Genomic DNA, 21,851 nt, shown 5'->3' on the forward strand with positions numbered 1-21,851 from the left:
GGCCCCCCCGGCCGCGGGCGGTTGTTTTCTGGGGTGGCCCCCCGCGCGGCGGGGGGGGGGGGGGGGCCCCCCCCCCGGGGGGGGGGGGGGGGGGGGGGGGGCCGCCCCGCCCCCCCCGCGGCCCCGCGCACTACATTGAGGCGGAGAGGGGCGCCGATCCCGGAGCGGGGTGGCCGATGCACTCGATCACCGACTGGCTGAGCGGCCTGTCCGGCCCGGTCGGGTACGCGGTGGTCGCGGGCCTGGTGTTCGTCGAGGACGCCCTGTTCTTCAGCTTCGTCGTCCCCGGCGAGACCGCGGCCGTGCTCGGCGGCTTCCTCGCCCAGCAGGGCAGGATCTCGCTCGGCTGGCTCGTCCTGTTCGTGGTCTGCGCGGCCGTCCTCGGCGACACCGCCGGCTACGAGATCGGCCGCCACATCGGCCCGAAGATCCTCGACACCCGCCCGATGCGACGCCACGCGCACCGGGTCGGGCAGGCCCAGGAGCTGATCCGCCGGCGCGGGCCGGCCGCCGTCTTCTTCGGGCGCTTCGTCGCCTTCTTCCGCGCCATGGTGCCCACCCTGGCCGGGATGTCCCGGATGCGCTACCGCCGGTTCCTCGTGTTCAACGCCCTCGGCGGCCTCCTCTGGGGCGTCGGGTTCACCCTGCTCGGCTACTTCGCCGGGGCCGCCTACACGCGGGTCGAGGGCACCGTCGGGCGGGTCCTCGCCCTCGTGATCGGCGGGGGCGTGGTCATCGCCCTGGCCGTCTGGTACCTGCGCCGCCGCCACCGGTCCTCCACGGCCGGTACCGCGGCCGGGGGCGGCCGGGAGCCGGCGGACGACCGGGAGCCCGGGGAGGACCGGGGCGGGCGGCCCTGAGCCGTGCCCCGGCCTCGGACGCGTCCGGCGGCGCGGCTCCCGGCCCCGGGTTACGGTCGGGGGGCCGAGCGCCGGCCCGACCGGCGCCGGGCGGGCCCGGAACGCCGGATGCCGCCCGCCCGGTTCGAAACCGGCATCCGGGGCAACCGTCCGGTGTCCCAACCGTCGAAGCGCAGGACCGGAAAGGGGTACGAGCCCATGAGCACATCCGACGAGCAGGGATCGCAGCCGGACGAGCCGACGCGGGAGCGGTCGGCCGAGGAGCGCTCCATCACGGCGCCGACTCCGCGCGACGTCCGGGCGAAGGCCGGGGGCGCGGTCGGCGCCCGTGAGCGCTCGGCCGAGGAGCGCTCCATCACCGCGCCCACCCCGGCCGACGTCCGGCGCAAGGCGGAGCCGGACGAGGGCGAGGAGCCCGAGCCGCCCGCGGCCGACTCCGTGGCGCCGTGAGGCTCCCGGCGCTCACGCGCTGACCCCGGAGCCCCGCCCCGGCGTACGGTCGCCGGGGCGGGGCTCCGGGGTCAGGGGCCGGGGCGCGGCCGGTCCGGGCGCCGCCGCCGGGCTCCTCAGCTCCGGTTCTCCGCCTGGAACATCCAGCTGTGCTTCTCGAGTGCGGCCGTGAGACCGATCAGCAGGTCCTGGCTGACCGGATCGGCCGGCCCGGTCTCCTCGATGCGCGCCCGCAGGCGCTCGATCACCGCGGCGAACGCCGTCACCAGGTACTCGACGACCGTCCTGTCCGCCGTCCAGCCCTCGGGGAAGGGGGGCAGGCTGCTGCTGGCGGCCACCGTGCCGGCCCTCCCGTCCGGGGCGACCCCGACGGCCGCCGCGCGCTCGGCCACCTGGTCCGCGAAGTCCCGTGCCGTGGCCACCACCTCGTCGAGCTGGAGGTGGACGGAGCGGAACCGCGGGCCGTAGAGGTTCCAGTGCGCCTGCTTCGCGACCAGGGAGAGGTCCAGTAGATCGACCAGGGTGCCCTGGAGGGCGGTCCCGACCGTCTTGCGGTCGCCTTCCGGCAGCGGGCTGCTGATGACGATTCCCATCGTTGACATCCTTCCGGTTCGGGGGCGCGTCGACGTGGCCCCGCACGGGCGGTAAAGGCCCCGGCCCGGCCCTCGGTGCGTGCCCGGCGCCGGTGGCCGGGCACGGGGCCCGGCCACCGGGGCACGGACGGACGACCGACCGGGCAACGGGGTCGTCCCGCGACTGCCCGGTCCCACGGGACGGAAACCACCCGGCCGGCGGATCCGGTCCGGTGACCGGCCAGCGCGGGCAGTGAGGAATGCGCCCCGGGCGGGCGGGTAACCGAGCGCTGCCGCCACCGGCCGACCGGGCCGGGGCCCACCGGTGCCACGCCAGAACGGGAGTCCACAGCATGACCGTCGCCACCTCCTGGTCCACCGCCGTCACCCTGCCCGAAGGCCCGTTCCCCGACGTCGCCGTGGAGGCGCAGCTGCGGTTCGACAGCGCGTCGCCCTACGCCGTCTGCCTGGCCTTCCCCCTGCTCGGCGAGGACGACCGGGCGCACTGGGTCTTCGCGCGCGAGCTGCTGGACCGCGGGCTCCACGGCCCGGCCGGCTGCGGGGACGTGACCGTCGCCCCCGGGCCGGAGGGCCGGGTGCTGGTCACCCTGCGCTCCCCGAGCGCGCGGGCCGTGATCAGCATCCCCGGGGAGGTGGTGGCGGCCTTCCTGCTGGACTCCTACCGGCTGGTACCGGCCGGCTCCGAGTCCGAGCACCTGGACCTCGACGCCGCCCTCGCGCGGCTGCTCGCCTGAGCGGGCGAGGGGCATGCCCCCGGGCCGGTGGGGTAGGCGGGTCTCACGCGGCGCCCCGGCCCCGGACCTCCCCCCGGGGCCGGGCCCGCCGTCGGAACAGCGGACGGACCACGAGGAGAGGAACGGACCATGACCAACCCACCGCCTGCAGCCACGGCCGACGGGCCTTCCCTGATCGCCGTCGCCGTGCCCGCCCTGGCCATCGCCGTGCTGCTGATCGGCGCGTTCGCCTGGGGCAGCCGCTACCTGAACCGCCGACGGCCGGGGCCGGCCAGGGGTGCCCCGGCGGCCCGCGCCGACTCCTGGCACACTCCCGACGGCGACGGTCCGCGCCCTCCGGGGCGCGAGCCCACCGACCGCGAGGAGGGCCGGGATCCGGACCGCCGGGCCCCCCGCGCCGGGGCGCACCGCCGGTCCCCGTGACGGGCCGCGTCCGCCGTCACCAGCGGGCGTGCACCCGGGCCCGGATCCGCCGGTCGTACAGCTCCCGCACGGCGGCCAGGGTGGCCGGCGGCAGCGGCGGCAGCCCGCCGGCGGCCGCGTTGGCCCGGACCTGTGCCACGTTGCGGGCACCGGGGATCACCATCGTGACGCCCGGCTGCCGGGCCACCCAGCGCAACGCCGTCTGCGCCGCGCTCGCGCCCCCGGGTGCGAGCGCGGCGAACTCCGCCGCCGCCTCGACGCCCGTCGCGTAGTCCACCCCGGAGAAGGTCTCCTTCTGGTCGAAGGACTCGCCGTGGCGGTTGAAGGTGCGGTGGTCGTCCGGCCCGAAGACGGTGTTCGCGTCGTAGCGGCCCGACAGCAGCCCGGAGGCCAGCGGCACCCGGGCGAGGATCCCCACCCCGGCCGCCTCGGCGGCGGGCAGCACCCGCTCCAGCGGCTTGAGGCGGAACGCGTTCAGGATGATCTGGACGCTCGCGACGTCGGGGCGGGCGATCGCGGTCAGCGCCTCGGCGCAGGTCTCCACGCTCACCCCGTAGGCGGCGATCCGGCCCTCGTCCACCAGGGTGTCCAGGGCGTCGAACACCTCGTCCGTGGCGTAGACGGGCGTCGGCGGGCAGTGCAGCTGGGCCAGGTCGCGCCGCTCCACGCCCAGGTTGTCCCGTGAACGGTCGGCCCACGCGCGGAAGTCGGCCAGGTTGTCGTGCTCGGGCCGCTGCTCGGCCCGGCGGCCGAACTTGGTGGCGACGAACACCCCGGCGTCCGGGCGGTCCTTCAGGAAGCGGCCGATCAGCCGCTCGCTGCGGCCGTCGCCGTAGACGTCGGCGGTGTCGAAGAGGGCGACGCCGGCGTCCACCGAGGCGTCCAGCACGGCCAGCGCCTCCTCCTCCCGGACGTCCCCCCAGTCCGCGCCGAGCTGCCAGGTGCCGAGTCCGACGATCGAGACGGGGCGCCTGCCGTCGGCGCCCGTAGCCGCTGGGCCGTTCGGGCGAACGCGCGTCGCGGCCGGCTCGGCCGATCCGGTAGGACTGTCCGGACCCCGACGGCACCACCTGCGAGGCGCCCCCGTGACCGTATCGATCGCGCTGTTCACCCAGGACCTGCGGCTGCACGACAACCCCGTGCTGCACGCCGCCCGGTCCGCGGCCGAGCGGGTCGTCCCGCTGTTCGTCCTGGACCCGGCCGTCGAGGAAGCCGGGTTCGCCGCGCCCAACCGGCAGGCCTTCCTGGCCGACTGCCTGGCCGACCTGGACGCCGCACTGCGCCGGGCCGGCTCCCGGCTGGTCGTGCGCCGCGGCGAGCCCGCCGAGCAGGCCGCCCGGGCCGCCGCCGAGGCCGAGGCCGCCGTCGGCGCCGGGACCGGTACCGCCACCGTGCACGTCGCCGCCGGTGTCAGCGCCTTCGCGCAGCGGCGGGAGGCCCGGCTGCGCGCCCTGTTCGGCGAGCGGCTGCACGTCCACGACGCCTCGCTGACGGTCCTCCCGGCGGGCCGGATCACCCCGGCCGGGCGGGACCACTACGCGGTCTTCACCCCGTACCACCGCGCCTGGCAGCAGGCGCCCCGCCGCACCGTGCTGGGCGCACCGCGGGCGGTCGACACCCCGGACGGCATCGGCGGCGAGGAGCTGCCGCGCACCCGGCCGCTGTCGCCCGCGCTGCCGCCGGGGGGCGAGAGCGCGGCCAGGCGGCGGTGGCGGCGCTGGGACCTCGACGCGTACGCCGGGGTGCACGACGACCTCGCCGCGGACGCCACCTCCCGGCTCTCCCCGTACCTGCACTTCGGCTGCCTGTCCCCCACCGAACTCGTCGAGCGCGCCCTGCGGCACGGCGGCGAGGGCGCGCAGGCCTTCGTCCGGCAGCTCGCCTGGCGCGACTTCCACTACCAGGTGCTGGCCGCCCGCCCGGACGCCGCCCACCGCGACTACCGGGCCCGGGAGGACCGCTGGCACCGGGACGAGCGCGAGGCCGAGGCCTGGCGGCGCGGCCGCACCGGCTATCCGATCGTCGACGCCGGGATGCGCCAGCTCGCCGAGGAGGGCTGGATGCACAACCGGGCCAGGCTGGTGACGGCCGGCTTCCTCGCCAAGTCCCTGTACCTGGACTGGCGGATCGGCGCCGCCCACTTCCTCGCCCTGCTGGTGGACGGCGACGTCGCCAACAACCAGCTCAACTGGCAGTGGGTCGCCGGCACCGGCACCGACACCCGCCCCAACCGGGTGCTCAACCCGCTGCGCCAGGCCGACCGCTACGACCCGGACGGGGCGTACGTGCGCCGCTGGGTGCCCGAACTCGCGCACCTGCCCGGCCCGTCCGTGCACCGTCCCTGGCTGCTCGACCCCGCTCCCGACTACCCGGCGCCGATCCTCGCCCCGGACGCCCTCACCGAGCGGTTCCGGCGGGGGCGCGGCCTGGACTGAGCCCGGCCGTGGTACCCGGGTACCACGCGTGCGGCGAGGACGGGCCCCGGGTACCGCGGAACGCCGCGCCGCCGCACCTAGCGTGGAACCCACCGGCAGCCGGGACGGCCCGGCCCACGAGCCCGAGGACGAGGACGAGCGATGATCGAGGCGCACCAGCTGACGAAGCGGTACGGGGAGAAGACCGCCGTCGACCGGCTGGACTTCACGGTCCGGCCGGGGACGGTCACCGGCTTCCTCGGGCCCAACGGCGCGGGCAAGTCCACCACCATGCGGATGATCGTCGGACTGGACGCGCCGACCGCCGGCTCGGTGCGCGTCAACGGCCGCCGCTACGCCGAGCACGCCGCGCCCCTCCGGGAGGTCGGCGCACTGCTGGAGGCGCGGTCGGTCCACCCCGGCCGCTCGGCGTTCAACCACCTGATGGCCCAGGCCCACACCCACGGCATCCCCCGCCGCCGCGTCGAGGAGGTCATCGAGCTGACCGGCCTGCGGTCGGTGGCGCGCAAGCGGGCCGGGGCGTTCTCGCTCGGCATGGGCCAGCGGCTGGGCATCGCGGCCGCCCTGCTGGGCGACCCGGCGACGGTGATGCTGGACGAACCGGTCAACGGCCTCGACCCCGAGGGCGTGCTGTGGATCCGCAACCTCCTCACCTCGCTCGCCGCCGAGGGGCGCACCGTCTTCGTCTCCTCCCACCTGATGAGCGAGGTCGCCCTCGTCGCCGACCACCTGATCATCGTCGGGCGGGGCCGGCTGCTGGCCGACACCACCGTGCAGGACCTCGTCCGCCAGGCCGGCGGCAACGCCGTCACGGTGGCCAGCGCCGACCCGGCCCGGCTGCGCTCCCTGCTGGCCGGCCCCGGTGTGGAGATCACCGGGCGCTCCGGTTCCGAGGAGCTGCTGGTCACCGGCCGCACCGCCCGGGAGATCGGGCTGACCGCCGCCGCCCACGGCATCGCCCTGTTCGAGCTCGCCACCCGCACGGTCTCCCTGGAGGAGGCCTTCATGGACCTGACCCGGGACGCCGTGGAGTACCACGGCACGACCAACGCCGCCGCCGGCACGCCCGCCACCGCGGGCGCCGCCACCGCCGGCACCGCCACCGATGCCCCGAGGAGCGCGGCATGAGCACCCTCGCCCCGAACCCCACCGCCACGCCCGCCGGCCGCGGCGGCCCCGCGCGCCCCGTCCACAAGGTCACCGGTGCACGCGTGCTGCGCTCGGAGTGGGCCAAGCTGTGGTCCCTGCGCTCCACCTGGATCACCCTCGGCCTGGCCCTGCTGTTCCTGGTCGCGTTCGGCCTGATCGCCGCCGTCCAGTTCAAGTCCAGGCTCGACTCCGGCCGGCACCTGGACCGCGACTTCGCCGACGCCAGCGCGCTGAGCCTGTCCCTGTTCGGCACCAACTTCGCCCAGCTCGCGCTCGGTGTGCTCGGCGTGCTGACCGCCGCGGGCGAGTACCCGACCGGCATGATCCGCTCGACCCTGGCCGCCGTGCCCCGGCGGCTGCCCGTCCTGTGGTCCAAGGCGGCGGTGTTCGGCGTGATCGCCCTGCTGCTCGGCACCGCCGGCGCGTTCGTCGCCTTCCTCGTCGACAGCGGCATCCTGGCCGGCACCCGCGTGGCGATGGACCTCTCCAGCGCCGGGGCCGTGCGCGGCCTGCTGGGCGCGGGCCTCTACCTGGCGCTCGTCGGCGTGATCGGCGTCGCCCTGGGGGCGCTGCTGCGCTCCGTGGCCGGCGGCATCTCGGTGCTGGTGGCCACGCTGATGCTGGTCCCCGGCCTGGTCTCGCTGCTGCCCACGGCCTGGCAGGACCACATCAGCCCCTACCTGCCCAGCCATGCGGGCGAGGCGATGTTCGCCCTGCACCACGACGCGGGCACGCTGTCGCCCGGCGTGGGGCTCGCGGTCTTCCTGCTGTGGACGGTGCTCGCCCTGGCGGGCGCAGCGGTGCGGCTGGTGCGCAGCGACGTCTGACAGACTCCGGTGCGGTGCCCGGCCCGCCGGGTGCCGCACACCCTCCCCGTCTCCCCGATCGACAGGTGACGCCCGTGAGCCGCCTCGACACCCGGGCGCCGGGGCGGCCCGGAACGCCGTCCGGCGCCGACCCGTCCTCCGGTACCGGCCCTTCGGGGGCCGACCCGTTCTCCGCGCACCCGGCGTTCGCGCGGCTGGCCGGCCTGGGCCAGCGGGTCCGGCAGGCCGACCGGGCCCACCCGTGGGTCCTGGACGCCGCGGTGGTCCTCGCGGTCCTCCTGCTGTTCTGCCTGCCGGACCTGCTCCACCCCGAGGTCGACCACGACCGCGAGCACCGGATCCACTTCACCCGGCTGCCGCCGGCCGCCATGCTCGCCGTGCAGGCCGGGCTCGTGCTGCCCCTGCTGTGGCGCCGCCGGCGCCCGACGGCGGCGTTCGCGGCGATCATGACCGTCTTCGTCGTCCAGTGGTCGCTGGGCGCCGCGCTGCGCGCCGACGCCGCGCTGCTCGTCGCGCTCTACAGCCTGGCCCTGCACGGGCGCCTGCGGCACCTGGCGTGGGCGTGCGCGGCGATGGCCGCGGCGACGTCCCTGGTCGCCGCGGAGGTGTCCGCCGACCTGCCCGTCGGCGACGCGCTGTTCTTCCTGTTCAGCGCCGCGACGGCGGCCGTCGCCCTGGGCATCGCGGTACGGGTGCGGCGTGCCCAGCTCGCCGGGCTGCGCGAGCGTGCGGCCCGCCTGGAGATCGAGCGCGACCAGCGCAGCCGGCTGGCCGCCGTCACCGAGCGCACCCGGGTGGCCCGGGAGATGCACGACATCATCGGCCACAACCTGTCCGTCATCGTCACCCTCGCCGACGGCGGCGCGTACGCGGCTCAGGCCTCCCCCGAGCGCGGGCGCGAGGCACTGCTGCTGATCGGCGACACCAGCCGCCAGGCGCTCGGCGAACTGCGTCGGATGCTCGGCGTCCTGCGCGACCAGGGCGAGGAGGCCGCCGAGTTCACCCCGCAGCCGGGCATCGCCGACCTCGACGGGCTGTGCGACCGCATCCGGGCGGCCGGGCCCCAGGTGGTGTACACCGCCGCCGGGGACCTGGCGGGCCTGGACCGCGGCGTCCAGCTGATGGCCTACCGGATCGTCCAGGAGTCGCTCACCAACAGCCTGCGGCACGCCGGCCCCGCCACCCGGGCCCGGGTCACCCTGACCTGCGGGGACGCCCGGCTGCGGGTGCGCGTGCAGGACAGCGGCCCGCCCGGGGGCACCGCCGCGCCCGGGCGGCCGGCCCGCGAGGGCCACGGCCTCGCCGGGATACGGGAGCGCGCGGCCCTGTACGGCGGCACCGTCACCGCGGGGCCGGGCCCCGGGGCAGGATGGACCGTGGAGGCCGTGCTCGACCTCACCCCCGACCCGACAGGCGACCCGACGTGACCACCCTGCTGATCGTGGACGACCAGCCGTTGCAGCGCTACGGCTTCCGCATGCTGCTGGAGAGCCAGCCCGACACCGAGGTCGTCGGCGAGGCCGCGCACGGCGCCGAGGCCGTCCGGCTCACCGCCGACCTGCGCCCCGACGTCGTGCTGATGGACATCCGGATGCCCGGCATGGACGGCATCGAGGCCACCCGCCGGATCGTCGCCTCCGGCGGCCGCTCCCGCATCCTCGTGCTGACCACCTTCGACCTCGACGAGTACGCCCACTCCGCCCTGCGGGCCGGCGCCAGCGGCTTCCTCCTCAAGGACGCCCGCCCCGAGGAGCTGCTCTCCGGGATCCGCGCGGTGGCGGGCGGCGACGCCGTCGTGGCCCCGGCGATCACCCGGCGCCTGCTCGACGCGTACGCCCACCACCTGCCGGCCCGCCCGGCGGGCGCCGCCCCGGCCGAGGACGCCCGGCTGAGCGCCCTCACCGAGCGCGAGCACGAGATCCTGGTGGCCGTCGCCCGCGGCTGGAGCAACAGCGAGATCGCCCGCCGGCTGGTCCTCGCGGAGTCGACGGTCAAGACCCACGTCAGCCGGGTGATGGCCAAGATCGGCGCCCGCGACCGCGTCCAGGCGGTGATCTTCGCCTACGACCACGGGCTGGCCCGGCCCAACCCGCCGCTCTGAGACCACGGAGGCGGCACGGACAGCCGCCGAACGCGAGAGGCCGACCGCACATCGAAGCCCTCCGGCTGCTCCCGGGCGATCCCCCTGGCCGGGCGGCCGCGACCTGGATCCACGTCGCGATCGGAGACCCGCACTTCCGAGGACGACCCCGACTCCCTCGTGTTCCTGCGGGCCCGTGCGGACCTGAAACACTCCGGCGGCGCGGGCTCCTGACGGCTCGTCGTCGGCGAGTCGCCGGGGCCGGCGCAGGCCGCACCCGGCGAGCAACCAGGCATCACCAGCCCCGCCCCCGCCTCAGCGGTTCCGACCCCGGAGGACAGCGCCCAGGGCGAGCCACCCGACGGCGAGCAGCCAGCCGCCCACGACGTCCAGCGGCCAGTGCACGCCCAGGTAGATCCGGCTGAGGCCGATCACGACGGCGAACAGCACCGCGCCGACGGCGGCCGGGCGGGCCGCCGAGGGGCGCGCACGGGCGACAGCCAGCGCGAACAGGCCCGCGCACAGGGCCCCGGTGAAGGCGTGGCCGGAGGGGAAGGCGAAGCCGTCGGGGGCGAACGCCCAGTCCGCCACGGGGGGCCGGGGACGGCCGAAGGCGTGCATCAGCCCCTGCCGCACCAGCTGCCCCAGGGCCAGCCACAGCACGGGCAGGAGCAGCACGACCGCAGCCCCGCCGCGGGTCGGCGGGCGCGCGGCGCGGGCGGCGATGACGCCCGCGGCCAGCGCGAGGAGGTAGGGGAAGGCGCCGGTGCCGAGGGAGGTCACGGCCATCGCCACCGTACGGGCGGCCGACGGCCGGTGGGCGACGGCCCAGTCGATCGCGGCCCGCTCGAAGCCGAACGGCCGCCAGCCGTGGACGGCGACCACCGCCGCGAGCACGGCGAAGCAGAGCCAGCAGGCGGCGAGCACCGGCAGCCACCGCCGCCCCGTCGTGTGGTCAGTCACCAACCCGGCCCTCCGGTCCGTCCCCGGGCCACCGGACCCGCAGCCCCGCGCGGCCAGCGTAGCGAGCCCGGCCCGGGCCCGGCACGGCGACGCGGCCCCGGCGGGCCGCCGCAGTCCGCGCCCCCGGTACGGGCTCACTGCCCGTCGGCCACCGCCCGGTACCGGACCACGCCCGCGAGCCCGCCGCCGCTGCGGCGACGCACGAGCGCGGCGGAGCTCAGCCCACCCGGTGGCCGCAGCGGAAGAGCGGCGCCTCGGTGTCGAACGGCACGTCCTCGCGGGAGGCAGCCACGGCGGCGTCGGAGGCGGGCAGGTCGAACGGGAGGGTCGCCGTCATCGGGGCGCGGCCGAGCGCGGCGTCCAGCACCACCTCGTCCGCGGCGCCGAACTCGCCGATCAGCAGGGCCGCGTGCGGGGCGAGCGGGGTGAGCACGGCGGGCCGTTCCAGCTGGGCGGCGAAGACCGTGGGGACGGCGGCCGCCAGCGCGGTGAGCCGGTCGGCCTCGGCCGGGTCGAACTCCAGGGAGCCGCCGTGGAAGTGCTGTTCCAGCAGGCCCTCGCGCCGCTCGTACGGGGTGGCGAGCCGGACGACGGCCAGGTCGGCCTCGCCCGGGTGGTCCACGACGGTGCCGTACCCGGCCGCGACGGCCGGGTCGACGCCCTCGACGTACAGCCGGGCGGCCGGGCGCGGCGCGCCGGACAGGTGGACCACCGAGCGGCGCTGGGCCTCGCGGCCGAGCGCCCGGCCCTCCGGGGAGCCGACCAGGTCGGCGGCGGCCCGCGGGTCGACGTACGGGTCGTCGAACAGGCCGAGGCGGAACTTGTCCCGCAGGATGCGGCGGGCCGAGGCGTCGAGCCGGGCCTCGGTGACCGCACCGGACCGCACGGCGCCGAGGATCAGCTCCGGGTCGGTCTCGCCGCCGAGCTGGTCGGCGCCCGCGTCCAGGGTGAGCACGACCTGCTCGGCGACCGTCAGCTCCTCGACGCCCCAGTGCCGGGGCGGCAGGGTGCCCACACCGGGCACGCTCATGCCGGTGAGGGCGTTGAAGTCGGTGCAGACCACGCCGTCGAAACCGTAGCGCCCGCGCAGCAGGCCGGTGACGACGTCCCGGTTGAAGGTGGCTCCGACCTCGGCGAGGCCGCTGCCGGAGGGGATCGCGTAGGCGGGCATGATCTGCGCGGTGCCCGCGGCGAAGGCGGCCTCGAAGGGGCGCAGGTGGGTCTCGAACTCGCCGCCGGGGTAGGCCAGTCGGCGCCCGGCGGCGAAGTGCGAGTCCTCGCCGCCGGCCTGCGGGCCGCCGCCGGGGAAGTGCTTGGTCATGCAGGCGACGCTGTCCGGGCCGATCCGCTCGCCCTGGAGGCCCTCGACGTAGGCGGTGATCATGCGCGAGGCGCGCTCCGGGTCCTCCCCGAAGGTGCCGCTGATCCGGGCCCAGCGCGGCTCGGTGGCGAGGTCCGCCATCGGGTGGAGGGCGACCCGGATGCCCACGGCGCGCAGCTCGCGGCGGATCAGGTCGGCGTAGCGGCGCACCAGGTCGGCGTCGTCGGTGGCGGCGAGGCCGATCGGCTCGGGGCCGGTGCTGAAGCCGCCGCCGGTGAACGCGGTGGCGGGGTTGGCGGTGAAGCCGTGCCGCGGGTCGGAGGAGAGGGTGACGGGGATGCCCAGCCGGCCGGCCGCGGCGAGGTCCTGGACGTGGTTGTTCCAGGCGGCCATCGCGCGCGGGTCCGGGACGGCCATCATGGCGAAGTGGGTGAGGCCGCGTTCGGTGATCAGGTGCGCGCCGGAGGGGAACGGCGGGTGCTCGCCGGGGAGCATCCGGCCGTGCAGCATCAGCGCGGCCTTCTCCTCCACCGTCATCCGGCCGAGCAGGTCCTCGACCCGCTCCTCGACGGGCAGCCGCGGGTCCTCGTAGGGCTCCATGGTGCCGTTGTGGTTGAGGTCGCGGAACGGGGTGCCGTCGGTGTGGTGCAGCAGGGCCGTCGTCATGCCGTCACCCCGGCGGCCCCGGTGCGGGCGGCGCCCGGCGCGGCGGCCGGTGCGGCGGCCTTGGCCCGGAAGGCCTCCACGGTCCCGGGGGTGACCCCGCAGGCGGCCAGGAGGCCGGCGGCGTCGCCGTACGTGCCGTGGACCAGGGCGAGGAAGCCGGTCATCGCCCCGGCGGGGGCCTCCAGCAGCGGGGCGGGGACGACCATGCGGCCGGCCTCGACCTCGTTCAGGGCGGCGCGGTTGCGGTCGGCGAGTCCGGCCCAGATCTGCTGGATCGCCTCGTTGGTGCGGGCGTAGTCGGTGACGATCTCCTCGGCGGGCACCCCGAGCAGTTCCAGCAGCAGCGCGGTGAGCAGCCCGGTGCGGTCCTTGCCGGCGGCGCAGTGCACCAGCACCCCGCCGGGGCGGGCGGCGGCCTCGACGGCGGCCGCGACGGCCTGCGGCGCGGACTCGGCCATCAGCAGGTAGAAGGCGCCGAGGTCCTCGGCGGTGGTCATGGTCCGCATGGCCCGCGCGAGTTCGTCGTTGCTCGGATCGATCCGGGCGGCGACGACGGTGAGGCCGGCCGCCTCGACGGCGGCCCAGTCCTCGGGGCTGCTCTCGGCCTCGCCGCGCAGGTCGACGACGGTGGTGATGCCGTGCGCGCGCAGCTGGGCGACGGTGGCCCCGTCGGCGCGGGGGAAGGGCTGGGCGGAGCGGAACAGCGCACCGGGGCGGATCCACCGGCCCTCGGGGTCGGTGAGCGTGGCGGGGTCGCGGAAGTTGACCAGGGACATGCGGGGGCCTTTCGGGAAGTGCGAAGGGTGTGCGGGTGCGCGCGGCGGACCGCGCACGGGGGCAGGTGGGCGTGCGGTGCCGTCCGGACGGCCTGCGGCGCGTCCGGGAGGGGGGGTCGGTCGTCGGTCAGTCGGCGGTGCCGAGCACGTCCCGGTAGGCCCTGACCCAGTCGGCCAGCGTGCCGGTGTCCTGGCCGATCAGGACGTGGCGCCGCACCATGCCGCCGAACAGCGCGCCGAACGCCGCCGGGCGCAGGTCGGTGGCCGGATCGGTGCCGAGCCGTTCGGCCGCGACCGTGACGGTGCCTTCGGTGAAGGCGTCGATGACGACCAGGGCGTAGTTGTGCACCGAGTGGACGTCGAGCAGGCCGCGGCGCAGCCGGCGGCGGCGCTCGGTGTGCTCGACGGGCTCCTCCAGCCGGCCGCCGGTGGCGGTCACGGCGTGTTCGAGTGCGGCCCAGAGCGGGAGCTCGGCGGGGGCGGCGGCGAAGGCGTCGAGCACGACGTGGCCGAAGTCCCAGCCGAACAGCAGGGCCTCCTTGGCCGGGTAGTAGCGGAAGAAGGTGCGGTGGGCGACGTCGGCGCGGCGGCAGATCTGGTCCACGGTGGTGCGCTCGTAGCCCTGCTCCTCGAAGAGGTCGAGCGCCGCGGTGCGGATGCTGTCGCGGGTGCGCGCCTTCTTGCGGTCGCGCATGCCCGGCTCCGCCACGGTGTCCGTCCCCTGCATCGTTCTTCCGTTTCCTCTCGGTGGGTTGAGTGGGCGTGGGCCACCGCCGAGGGGGCCGCTGGCAGTACCGAATCACGACCGGCCGGGCTCGCTCAAGGCGGGCGCCGACTCTTCCGATCGTCGTCATCCGGAATTTGCATAACTGCCTTTTGGCAGTACTGCCACTTCCGGAATGGTGTGGGGCGTCGGCGGCCGACCTCCCCCGGGCCGCCCCCCATTCCCCCGAACCGAGGAACCATGAAGCGCCACTACCTCCTGGCATCGGCGGCCCTGAGCGCCGCGCTCTCCCTCACCGCCTGCTCCGCCTCCGACGACGCGCTGACCGGCGGTGGCGCCGCCGCCGGGAACACCGCCGGCGCGGCGGGCGACGGACCGGCGGTGGACGGCGGCACCCTCAGGATCGGCCTGGACCGGCCGTTCGCCAAGCTCGACCCCGCCGACGGCACCCTGACCTCGATGCCGCTGATGGTCCTCGCCAACGCCCTGTACGACCCGCTGATGGTCAACGGCGACAACGGCAGCGTGCAGCCCTACCTCGCGCGGTCCTTCGCCTCCAACCCGGACGCCACCGTCTGGACCCTCGACCTGCGCGAGGGCGTCACCTTCAGCGACGGCAAGCCGCTGGACGCCCGGGCCGTCGCCGACCACGTGGCCCGGCTCGCCAAGCCGGAGAGCAAGTGCGCCTGCGCCACCGACGCGGCCACCATCGCCACCACCGCCGTCACCGGACCGACCACCGTCTCCTTCACCCTCAGGGCGCCCGACGCGGCCTTCCCGAACCTGTTCACCCGCGCCCTCGGCTACGTCTCCGAGGCCCCGGCCGGCGACTCCCCCGCCGTCGGCTCCGGCCCGTACACCGTGGAGAGCGTGCAGCCCGGAGTCTCCGTCACGCTGACCCGCAACCCGGCGTACTGGGGCGCCAGGGGCCACGCCGACAAGCTCGTCTACCGGGTGCTGCCCGACACCGACAGCCGCTACCAGTCTCTGCGCTCCGGCGACACCGACCTGATCTGGGCCGAGACGCCCGGCCAGCTCAAGCAGGCCGCCGCCGACGGGCTGCGCACCGCCACCGGGCCCGGCGCCACCAGCACCGTCCTGTTCAACACCAAGGCGGCGCCCTTCGACGACGTGCGGGTCCGCCAGGCGGTGCGCTACGCGATCGACCGCGAGGCCCTGGAGAAGGTCGTCTACCTCGGCCAGGGCTCCGTCGCCAACGGCCCGATCGGCTCCCGCTCCCCGTACCACACCGCCGCCGGCCACCCGCCCCGCGACGTGGCCAGGGCCCGCGCCCTGCTCGCCGAGGCCGGCCACCCCGACCTCGCGTTCGACTACCTCGTCGACAGCCGCCCCGAGGGCCAGCAGCGCGCCACCGTGCTCCAGCAGATGCTCGGCGAGGCCGGGATCAGGATGACCGTCAAGCCGCTCGACAGCGCGAGCCTGGGCACGGCGATGTTCCAGCGCAAGTTCCAGGTGATGGACTTCGTCACCAGCCTGTTCGGCGACACCGACACCGCGCTCGGCAGCCTCTACCTCCCCGACTCGCCCTTGAACTTCACGAGTTGGTCCGATCCCGAGGCCGGAAAGGCGATCGCCGAGGGCCGCGCCTCCACCGACGCCGCCCAGCGGTCGGCCGCCTACGACCGGGCCGCCCGGCGGGTCGTCGACGAGGTGCCGATGGCCTTCCTCACCGAGAACAGCACCGGCTTCCTCGCCGCCGCCAAGGTCGGCGGCCTGCCCGACCTGTCCAGGCGCACCGTCGTCAACGTCTCCCCCGCCACCCTGTGGGTGAAGCGGTGACCCCCGGCGTCCGGACCTTCCTGCGCTACGGCGGGCAGGTCGGCCGGGCCGCGGCCGTGCTGCTGCTGGTCGCCCTCGCCGCCCTCGCCCTGCCCCACCTGATGCCCGGCTCGCCCGCGGTCGCCGCCCTCGGCCCCACCGCCACCCCCGAGCAGATCTCCGCGTACGAGGCCGGGCTCGGCCTGGACCGCAACGTCTTCGCCGCCACCTGGCAGTGGATCGCCGACGCCCTGCACGGCGACCTCGGCCACTCGCTGTCCAGCGGCGCCGCCGTCACCACCGAGCTGGCCGACCGCATCCCCGTGACCCTCGAACTGTTCCTCGCCGCCCAGCTGGTGGCGCTCTGCATCGCCGTGCCCGTCGCCCTGCTGTCCGCCTGGCGGCCCGGCGGCACCTTCGACAGGATCGCCACCGCCGGCACCTTCGGCTGGCTCGCCGTCCCGGGCTTCGCCCTCGGCCTGCTGCTGGTCTGGGTCGCCGCCGTCCAGCTGCGCCTGCTGCCCGCCACCGGCTGGACCCCGTTCACCGAGGACCCGGCCGAGAACCTGCGCCACCTGGTGCTGCCCGCGCTCACCCTCGGCCTCACCGAGGCCGCCGTCTTCACCCGCACCCTGCGCGGGCAGCTGCTCGACACCCTCGACCAGCCGTACATCGCCGCCGCCCGCAGCCGCGGCATGGGCACCACCCGGCTGTTGCTGCGCCGCGCCCTGCGGCCCTCCAGCCTGCCGCTGGTGACGCTGCTCGGGATCGGCATCGGCACCTCGCTCGGCGGCTCGGTGCTGGTCGAGTCGCTGTTCGCGGTGCCCGGCGTCGGCAGCCTGGCCTCCGCCGCCATCGCCGGCCGGGACTTCCCGGTCGTCCAGGCCGTGGTGGTGGTCAGCGCCGTCGGCGTGGTCGCGGCCACCTTCGCGGTCGACCTGCTGTACCGCACGATCGACCCGAGGATCGCCCATGAGCACCGCTGAGACCACCGCCGAGACCACTGCCGAGACGGCCGCCGTGGCCGCCCCGGCCGCCCCGGCCGCCGAGGCGGCACGCACCGCCCGCCGCCGCCCGCCCGTCGGCGTGCTCGCCGCCGCGGCCTGGCTGGCCGTCCTCGCCCTCGCCGCCCTGCTGCTGCCGCTGCTGCCCGGCTTCGACCCGCTGCACGGCGACTTCGCCCACCCCTCCGCCGCCCCCGGCCCCGGCCACTGGCTGGGCACCGACGGCTCCGGGCGCGACGTCCTGCAACGCACCGTCGCCGGCGCCCGCGCCTCCTTCACCGTCGCCGCCCTGACCATCCTGGTCGGGCTGCTCGGCGGCGGCACCCTCGGCCTCGCCGCCGGCTGGTTCCGCGGCCCGGTCGACAGGGCGATCGGTTTCGTGATCGACCTGCTGATGTCCGTGCCCAGCCTGATCCTGGTGATGATCACGGTCTCGCTGCGCGGGCCCGGCCTCACCGTGATCGGCACGCTGATCGGCCTGTTCACCGTCCCGCACTTCACCCGGGTGGTGCGCGCCGTCGTGCTCTCGCTCGCCGAGCGCGGCTTCGTCCAGGCCGCCCGGATGATCGGCACCGCCCCGCTGCGCGTGCTGCGCCGCGAGATCGTCCCGCACGTCGCCCCGGCCGCCGTCACCTTCGCCTTCACCGCCACCACGGCCGCCATCGTCGCCGAGGGCTCGCTCAGCTTCCTCGGCTTCGGGCTGCGCCCGCCGGAGCCCTCCTGGGGCGGCATCATCGCCGAGGGCCGCACCGTCCTCGGCAGCGCCCCGTGGATCTCGCTGGCGCCCGCGGCGGTGCTCTGCCTGACCGTCCTCGCCCTCAACTACCTCGGGGAGCACCTGCGTTCGGGCGCTCCCGCCGCCGCGAAGCCCGGCACCACGAAGGGAGCGCGCGGATGACCTCCGCCCCCGTCCTCGACGTCCGCTCGCTGGACACCGTCCTGCACACCCCCGACGGGCGGACGCTGCACGTCCTGCACGGCGTCAGCCTCACCGTCGCGGCCGGCGAGTGCCTCGGCGTGGTCGGCGAGTCCGGCTCCGGCAAGTCCGTGCTCGCCCGTACCGTCCTCGGCGTCGGGGCCCGTACCACCAGGAGCGTCGCCACCGGCGAGGTCCGGCTGAACGGCGAGGACCTGCTCACCGCCACCCCCGCCCGCCGCGCCGAGCTGCTCGGCACCGGCATCGCCATGGTCCACCAGGACCCGATGACCTCGCTCAACCCGGTGGTCCGGATCGCCGACCAGGTCACCGAGGCGATCACCAACCGCCGCCGCCTGTCCCGGCGCGAACGGCTGCGCACCGCCGCCGACCTGCTCGCCGCCGTCGACGTTCCCGACCCGGCCCGGCGCGCCCGCGCCCACCCGCACGAGCTCTCCGGCGGCCTGCGCCAGCGGGTCGGCATCGCCGCCGCCCTGGCCGGCGAGCCCGCCCTGCTGCTCGCCGACGAACCGACCACCGCCCTCGACGTCACCGTCCAGCGCACCGTCCTCGACCTGCTCGACCAGCACCGGCTCGACCGCGGCCTCGCCACCCTGCTGATCACCCACGACATCGGCCTGCTGTACGGACGGGCCCGGCGCATCGCCGTGATGTACGGCGGCCGGATCGTCGAGACCGGGCCCACCGAGGCCGTCACCGCCCGCCCCCGGCACCCGTACACCGCGGCCCTGCTGCGCTCCGTCCCGCGGGTCACCGGCCCGCTGCGGCGCACCCTGCCCGCCATCCCCGGCTCGCCGCCCGACCTCGGCCGGCCCGCCGCCGGCTGCCCCTTCGCCCCGCGCTGCGAGCGGGCCACGCAGCTGTGCACCACGGCCCGGCCGCCGAGGCACACCGACGCGGACGGCCACACCGCCGACTGCCACTTCCCGCTCAGCGCGGCCGACACCACCGCCCCCGAGGAACCGGAGCCCGCGGCATGACCACCGCCCCCGAAGCCGCCCCCGCCCCGACGGCCGTCCTGGAGGCCACCGGGCTCGGCGTCGTCCACCGCACCCGCTCCGGCCCGCTGCACGCCGTCAGCGGCGTCGACCTGGCGCTGTACCCGCGCCGCACCCTGGCCCTGGTCGGCGAGTCCGGCTCCGGCAAGAGCAGCATCGCCAAGGCCCTGCTGCGGCTGCCCCCGCCCACCACCGGCACCGTCACCCTCGACGGCACCGACCTCGCCGCGCTCTCCCCGCGCGCGCTGCGGGCCGTCCGGCCCCGCCTCCAGATGGTCTTCCAGGACCCGCTCTCCTCCCTCAACCCGCGCCGCCGGGTCCGCGACCTCGTCGCCGAGCCGCTCGACGCCCACCCCGACCCGGCCCGCGACCGCGAGCAGACCGTCGCCCGGCAGCTGGAGGCCGTCGGCCTGCCGCCCGCCCTGTTCGGCGACCGCCGGCCCCACCAGCTCTCCGGCGGGCAGGCCCAGCGCGTCGCCATCGCCCGGGCGCTGGCCGCCGGGCCGCGCGTGCTGATCGCCGACGAGGCGGTCTCCGCGCTCGACGTCTCGGCCCAGGCGACCGTGCTCAACCTGCTGCGCGGGCTCACCGAGGAGCGCGGCCTGGCCGGTCTGTTCATCTCCCACGACCTCGGCGTGGTCCGGGCGGTGAGCGACGAGGTCGCGGTCCTCCAGCTCGGCCGGATCTGCGAGCGCGGCCCCACCGAGGCGGTGCTCGCCGCCCCCGCCCACCCGTACACCGCCGCCCTGCTGGCCGCCGTCCCCGAACCCGGCCGCCCGCTGCGCGACACCGGCCTGCTCCCCGCCGACCCGCCCTCCCCGCTCGCCCCGCCCAGCGGCTGCCGCTTCCGCACCCGCTGCCCGCTCGCGGACGCCCGCTGCGCGACCGAGGAACCGGCGGCACGGCTGATCGCCCCCGGCCGTACGGTGGCCTGCCACCGGCCGCTGGTCGGCGCCGCCGGCCGGGCCTGACCCGTCGGGCACGCCGAGGGGCCCGGCCGGGATGACGACCCGGCCGGGCCCCTGCGCTCCCCCGCGCCCGGGCGGGCGCACCGCTCAGGCGGCCGAGGGAACCGGGTCGCTGGTGAACAGGGCGCGCCGCTCGTCCTCCGTCAGCCCGCCCCAGACACCGTACGGCTCCCGCGCGGCGAGCGCGTGCCGGCGGCACTCCACCCGCAGCTCGCAGCCGGCGCAGACCGCCTTCGCCGCCTCCTCGCGCGCCCGGGCGGCAGCCGCGGGCTCGTCCGCGGCGGGACGGGCGAAGACGGGGCTGTCGGCGGTGGCGCAGGCTCCGCCGGGCGCGCGCTTCCAGCGGCGCTCCGGTGCTTCGCTCAGGCGGGAGAGGTCGGCCACGGCGGGGTCCTTCCGGTCGGGGTGGTCGGTCGCCTCCCCCGTCTAACCCCGTCCCGCCCGTTCATGCCTCGCTGGGCCCTCCGGGGCCGCTCGTTGGTGCCATCGGACGAACTGCGGCCGGTACGGGTGGAGAACGGCCCGTACCGGGCACCCGCGGGAGCATGGTGCAGATCGGATACACGATGATGACCGAGCAGCGGGGCCCGCGCGGCCTCGTCTCCGACCTGGTGCTCGCCGAACGCGCGGGCTTCGACTTCTCGGTGGTGTCGGACCACTTCTTCCCCTGGCTGGACGAGCAGGGCCACGCCCCGTACGCCTGGGCGGTCCTGGGAGCGGCGGCGCAGGCCACCTCCCGGATCCCGCTGATGACCTACGTGACCTGCCCGACCTTCCGCTACCACCCCGTGGTCGTGGCGCAGAAGGCCGCGACCCTCCAACTGCTCTCCGAGGGCCGGTTCCGGCTGGGGCTGGGCAGCGGGGAGAACCTCAACGAGCACGTGGTCGGCCGGGGCTGGCCGGCCGCGTCGGTGCGCCTGGAGATGTTCGCCGAGGCGGTGGAGATCATCCGGGCGCTGTTCGCGGGCGGGTACGTGACCCGGCACGGCAAGCACTTCGACGTGGTCGGCGCCCGGCTGTGGGACCTCCCGGAGCAGCCGCCGCCGATCGGCATGGCGGTGTCCGGGCCGGCCTCCTGCGCCCTCGCGGGGCGGCTCGCCGACCTGGCCATCGCCGTCGAGCCGGACGCCGGGCTGCTCTCGGACTTCGCCGGCCACGGCGGCGCCGGGAAGCCCGCGGTGGGCCAGCTGCCGGTGTGCTGGGACCGCGACCGCGACGAGGCCGTCCGCCGGGCCCACGAGCAGTTCCGCTGGTTCGGCGGCGGCTGGAAGGTCAACGCCGAGCTCCCGGGGACGGCGGGCTTCGCCGCCGCGAGCCGGTTCGTCCGGCCCGAGGACGTCGCCGAGGCCATCCCGTGCGGCGACCGGGTCGAGGACTTCGTCGAGGCCGTCCGCCCGTTCGCCGACGCCGGGTTCGACGAGGTCGCCCTCGTCCAGGTGGGCGGGGACAGCCAGCCCGCCTTCCTGCGGTGGGCGGAGGAGACCCTGCTGCCGGCTCTGCGGGCCGCGTTCTGACGGCTCGGAAGCGGCCGGGCATGCACCGGCGATCCGGGGGCAGAAGAGGGGCACACCACTACCGAGGAGGTCGAAACCATGGGTCCGCTCCTGCTGGTCCTTCTGCTCGCTCTCATCCTGTTCGGTGCCGGGTTCGCCCTGAAGGTGCTCTGGTGGGCAGCGGTCATCGTGTTCGTCGTGTGGCTGCTCGGCTTCGTCGCACGGGGCACGACGACGGCCGGTGGGCGAGGCCGCTGGTACCGCTGGTAGTCCGCCGCGGAACCAACCGCGCAGCGCCGGGGGGGGGCCCCCCCGGGGGCCCCCCCCGCCGCCGTGCGCACTCACGGGAACCGCCGCACACCGCTGAGGCCGACGGCCGGGGGAGAGCCGTCGCCTCGTTCGCGGCATGCGGACGGGACGGCGCGCCGGGGCGGCTGGGGAGTCGGCCGGCCCCGGCCGCCGTGCGGACCGCGCCGGGTGCTACGCCAGGCTGAGCGTCACGTTGATGCAGACGCCCACCACCACGATGGCGAGCAACACCCAGGGCCACAGCGGACGTTCTTTTTGGGGTCGCCATCCAGACATAGCATTTCCTGTTCGCCTGAGGGGTGGAGGGGAAGGTCAGCGGCGGCCGGTCGCCCGCCGCTCTTCGAGGCTAGCCCGCCGGAGCG

At 76.4% G+C, this 21,851-nt stretch carries 23 protein-coding genes; 16 read left to right on the forward strand and 7 right to left on the reverse strand.

The genetic code is table 11. The annotated features are described in order from the left end of the window. Positions 1-176 precede the first annotated feature (176 nt). Positions 177-860, forward strand: coding sequence for a DedA family protein (locus ACH5AR_RS10140; RefSeq protein WP_396300905.1), 684 nt, complete (start codon positions 177-179; stop codon positions 858-860). A 198-nt stretch (positions 861-1,058) separates the two neighbouring features. Next, positions 1,059-1,310 carry a hypothetical protein gene (locus ACH5AR_RS10145; RefSeq protein WP_396300906.1) on the forward strand — a complete coding sequence of 84 codons (252 nt, stop codon included), beginning with the start codon at positions 1,059-1,061 and terminating at the stop codon, positions 1,308-1,310. A gap of 116 nt (positions 1,311-1,426) precedes the next feature. Here the strand turns inward: ACH5AR_RS10145 and ACH5AR_RS10150 are convergent, their stop codons facing one another. After that, complete coding sequence (locus ACH5AR_RS10150) at positions 1,427-1,903, reverse strand: DNA starvation/stationary phase protection protein (protein ID WP_396300907.1); 477 nt, start codon at positions 1,901-1,903, stop codon at positions 1,427-1,429. 332 nt (positions 1,904-2,235) lie between these two features. On the opposite strand from ACH5AR_RS10150, the gene ACH5AR_RS10155 reads away from it, so the two are divergent. Together ACH5AR_RS10155 and ACH5AR_RS10160 are read left to right on the forward strand one after the other, a co-directional pair. Next, positions 2,236-2,637: an SsgA family sporulation/cell division regulator gene (locus tag ACH5AR_RS10155; protein ID WP_396300908.1), complete on the forward strand. Its 402-nt coding sequence runs from the start codon at positions 2,236-2,238 to the stop codon at positions 2,635-2,637. Positions 2,638-2,766: 129 nt separating this feature from the next. Continuing rightward, complete coding sequence (locus ACH5AR_RS10160) at positions 2,767-3,060, forward strand: DUF6479 family protein (protein ID WP_396300909.1); 294 nt, start codon at positions 2,767-2,769, stop codon at positions 3,058-3,060. Between the two features lie 16 nt (positions 3,061-3,076). Here the strand turns inward: ACH5AR_RS10160 and ACH5AR_RS10165 are convergent, their stop codons facing one another. Continuing rightward, a complete protein-coding gene (locus ACH5AR_RS10165; RefSeq protein WP_396301042.1) occupies positions 3,077-4,018 on the reverse strand; it encodes an aldo/keto reductase in 942 nt (313 codons plus the stop codon). 127 nt (positions 4,019-4,145) lie between these two features. Here ACH5AR_RS10165 and ACH5AR_RS10170 point away from each other — a divergent pair, with 127 nt between their 5' ends. The 5 genes from ACH5AR_RS10170 to ACH5AR_RS10190 all read left to right on the forward strand — a co-directional run bounded on the left by ACH5AR_RS10170 (position 4,146) and on the right by ACH5AR_RS10190 (position 9,572). Then, entirely contained in the window at positions 4,146-5,495 is a 1,350-nt protein-coding gene (locus ACH5AR_RS10170; protein WP_396300910.1) for a cryptochrome/photolyase family protein, read from the forward strand. Positions 5,496-5,636: 141 nt separating this feature from the next. Continuing rightward, positions 5,637-6,623, forward strand: coding sequence for an ABC transporter ATP-binding protein (locus tag ACH5AR_RS10175; protein ID WP_396300911.1), 987 nt, complete (start codon positions 5,637-5,639; stop codon positions 6,621-6,623). After that, complete coding sequence (locus ACH5AR_RS10180) at positions 6,620-7,471, forward strand: ABC transporter permease (RefSeq protein ID WP_396300912.1); 852 nt, start codon at positions 6,620-6,622, stop codon at positions 7,469-7,471. Before ACH5AR_RS10175 ends, ACH5AR_RS10180 begins: the two co-directional genes overlap by 4 nt. Before the next feature lie 194 nt (positions 7,472-7,665). After that, a complete protein-coding gene (locus tag ACH5AR_RS10185; protein ID WP_396301043.1) occupies positions 7,666-8,898 on the forward strand; it encodes a sensor histidine kinase in 1,233 nt (410 codons plus the stop codon). Then, complete coding sequence (locus tag ACH5AR_RS10190) at positions 8,895-9,572, forward strand: response regulator (RefSeq protein ID WP_396300913.1); 678 nt, start codon at positions 8,895-8,897, stop codon at positions 9,570-9,572. The genes ACH5AR_RS10185 and ACH5AR_RS10190 overlap by 4 nt, the downstream gene beginning before the upstream one ends. Before the next feature lie 294 nt (positions 9,573-9,866). Here ACH5AR_RS10190 and ACH5AR_RS10195 read toward each other — a convergent pair whose 3' ends face one another. The 4 genes from ACH5AR_RS10195 to ACH5AR_RS10210 all read right to left on the reverse strand — a co-directional run bounded on the left by ACH5AR_RS10195 (position 9,867) and on the right by ACH5AR_RS10210 (position 14,004). Continuing rightward, positions 9,867-10,514 (reverse strand): phosphatase PAP2 family protein, encoded by a 648-nt coding sequence (locus tag ACH5AR_RS10195; protein WP_396300914.1) that lies wholly within the window; start codon positions 10,512-10,514, stop codon positions 9,867-9,869. 217 nt (positions 10,515-10,731) lie between these two features. Then, positions 10,732-12,501 carry a glycoside hydrolase family 3 protein gene (locus ACH5AR_RS10200; protein ID WP_396300915.1) on the reverse strand — a complete coding sequence of 590 codons (1,770 nt, stop codon included), beginning with the start codon at positions 12,499-12,501 and terminating at the stop codon, positions 10,732-10,734. Then, positions 12,498-13,277, reverse strand: a complete 780-nt coding sequence (locus ACH5AR_RS10205) for a tyrosine-protein phosphatase (protein ID WP_396300916.1) — start codon at positions 13,275-13,277, stop codon at positions 12,498-12,500. Before ACH5AR_RS10205 ends, ACH5AR_RS10200 begins: the two co-directional genes overlap by 4 nt. Positions 13,278-13,404: 127 nt before the next feature. After that, a complete protein-coding gene (locus tag ACH5AR_RS10210) occupies positions 13,405-14,004 on the reverse strand; it encodes a TetR family transcriptional regulator (RefSeq protein WP_396300917.1) in 600 nt (199 codons plus the stop codon). A 237-nt stretch (positions 14,005-14,241) separates the two neighbouring features. Between ACH5AR_RS10210 and ACH5AR_RS10215 the strand changes: the two genes are divergently transcribed. From ACH5AR_RS10215 to ACH5AR_RS10235, 5 genes are read left to right on the forward strand one after another with little or no spacing between them, the layout of a single operon-like run. Beyond that, positions 14,242-15,801, forward strand: coding sequence for an ABC transporter substrate-binding protein (locus ACH5AR_RS10215; RefSeq protein ID WP_396300918.1), 1,560 nt, complete (start codon positions 14,242-14,244; stop codon positions 15,799-15,801). After that, on the forward strand, positions 15,798-16,766 hold the full coding sequence (locus tag ACH5AR_RS10220) for an ABC transporter permease (protein WP_396300919.1): 969 nt from the start codon (positions 15,798-15,800) through the stop codon (positions 16,764-16,766). The genes ACH5AR_RS10215 and ACH5AR_RS10220 overlap by 4 nt, the downstream gene beginning before the upstream one ends. Continuing rightward, a complete protein-coding gene (locus ACH5AR_RS10225; RefSeq protein ID WP_396300920.1) occupies positions 16,753-17,682 on the forward strand; it encodes an ABC transporter permease in 930 nt (309 codons plus the stop codon). The genes ACH5AR_RS10220 and ACH5AR_RS10225 overlap by 14 nt, the downstream gene beginning before the upstream one ends. After that, positions 17,679-18,701, forward strand: a complete 1,023-nt coding sequence (locus tag ACH5AR_RS10230; protein WP_396300921.1) for an ABC transporter ATP-binding protein — start codon at positions 17,679-17,681, stop codon at positions 18,699-18,701. The genes ACH5AR_RS10225 and ACH5AR_RS10230 overlap by 4 nt, the downstream gene beginning before the upstream one ends. Further along, a complete protein-coding gene (locus tag ACH5AR_RS10235; RefSeq protein WP_396300922.1) occupies positions 18,698-19,690 on the forward strand; it encodes an ABC transporter ATP-binding protein in 993 nt (330 codons plus the stop codon). The genes ACH5AR_RS10230 and ACH5AR_RS10235 overlap by 4 nt, the downstream gene beginning before the upstream one ends. A gap of 84 nt (positions 19,691-19,774) precedes the next feature. On the opposite strand, the gene ACH5AR_RS10240 is transcribed toward ACH5AR_RS10235, so the two are convergent. Continuing rightward, positions 19,775-20,071 carry a WhiB family transcriptional regulator gene (locus tag ACH5AR_RS10240; protein WP_396300923.1) on the reverse strand — a complete coding sequence of 99 codons (297 nt, stop codon included), beginning with the start codon at positions 20,069-20,071 and terminating at the stop codon, positions 19,775-19,777. A gap of 161 nt (positions 20,072-20,232) precedes the next feature. On the opposite strand from ACH5AR_RS10240, the gene ACH5AR_RS10245 reads away from it, so the two are divergent. Both ACH5AR_RS10245 and ACH5AR_RS10250 read left to right on the forward strand, forming a co-directional pair. After that, positions 20,233-21,201, forward strand: coding sequence for an LLM class F420-dependent oxidoreductase (locus ACH5AR_RS10245; RefSeq protein ID WP_396300924.1), 969 nt, complete (start codon positions 20,233-20,235; stop codon positions 21,199-21,201). 78 nt (positions 21,202-21,279) lie between these two features. Continuing rightward, on the forward strand, positions 21,280-21,450 hold the full coding sequence (locus ACH5AR_RS10250; RefSeq protein WP_396300925.1) for a hydrophobic protein: 171 nt from the start codon (positions 21,280-21,282) through the stop codon (positions 21,448-21,450). Positions 21,451-21,851: the final 401 nt, after the last annotated feature.

It is taken from the genome of Kitasatospora sp. NPDC018619 (assembly GCF_044391605.1).
GTDB lineage: Bacteria > Actinomycetota > Actinomycetes > Streptomycetales > Streptomycetaceae > Kitasatospora.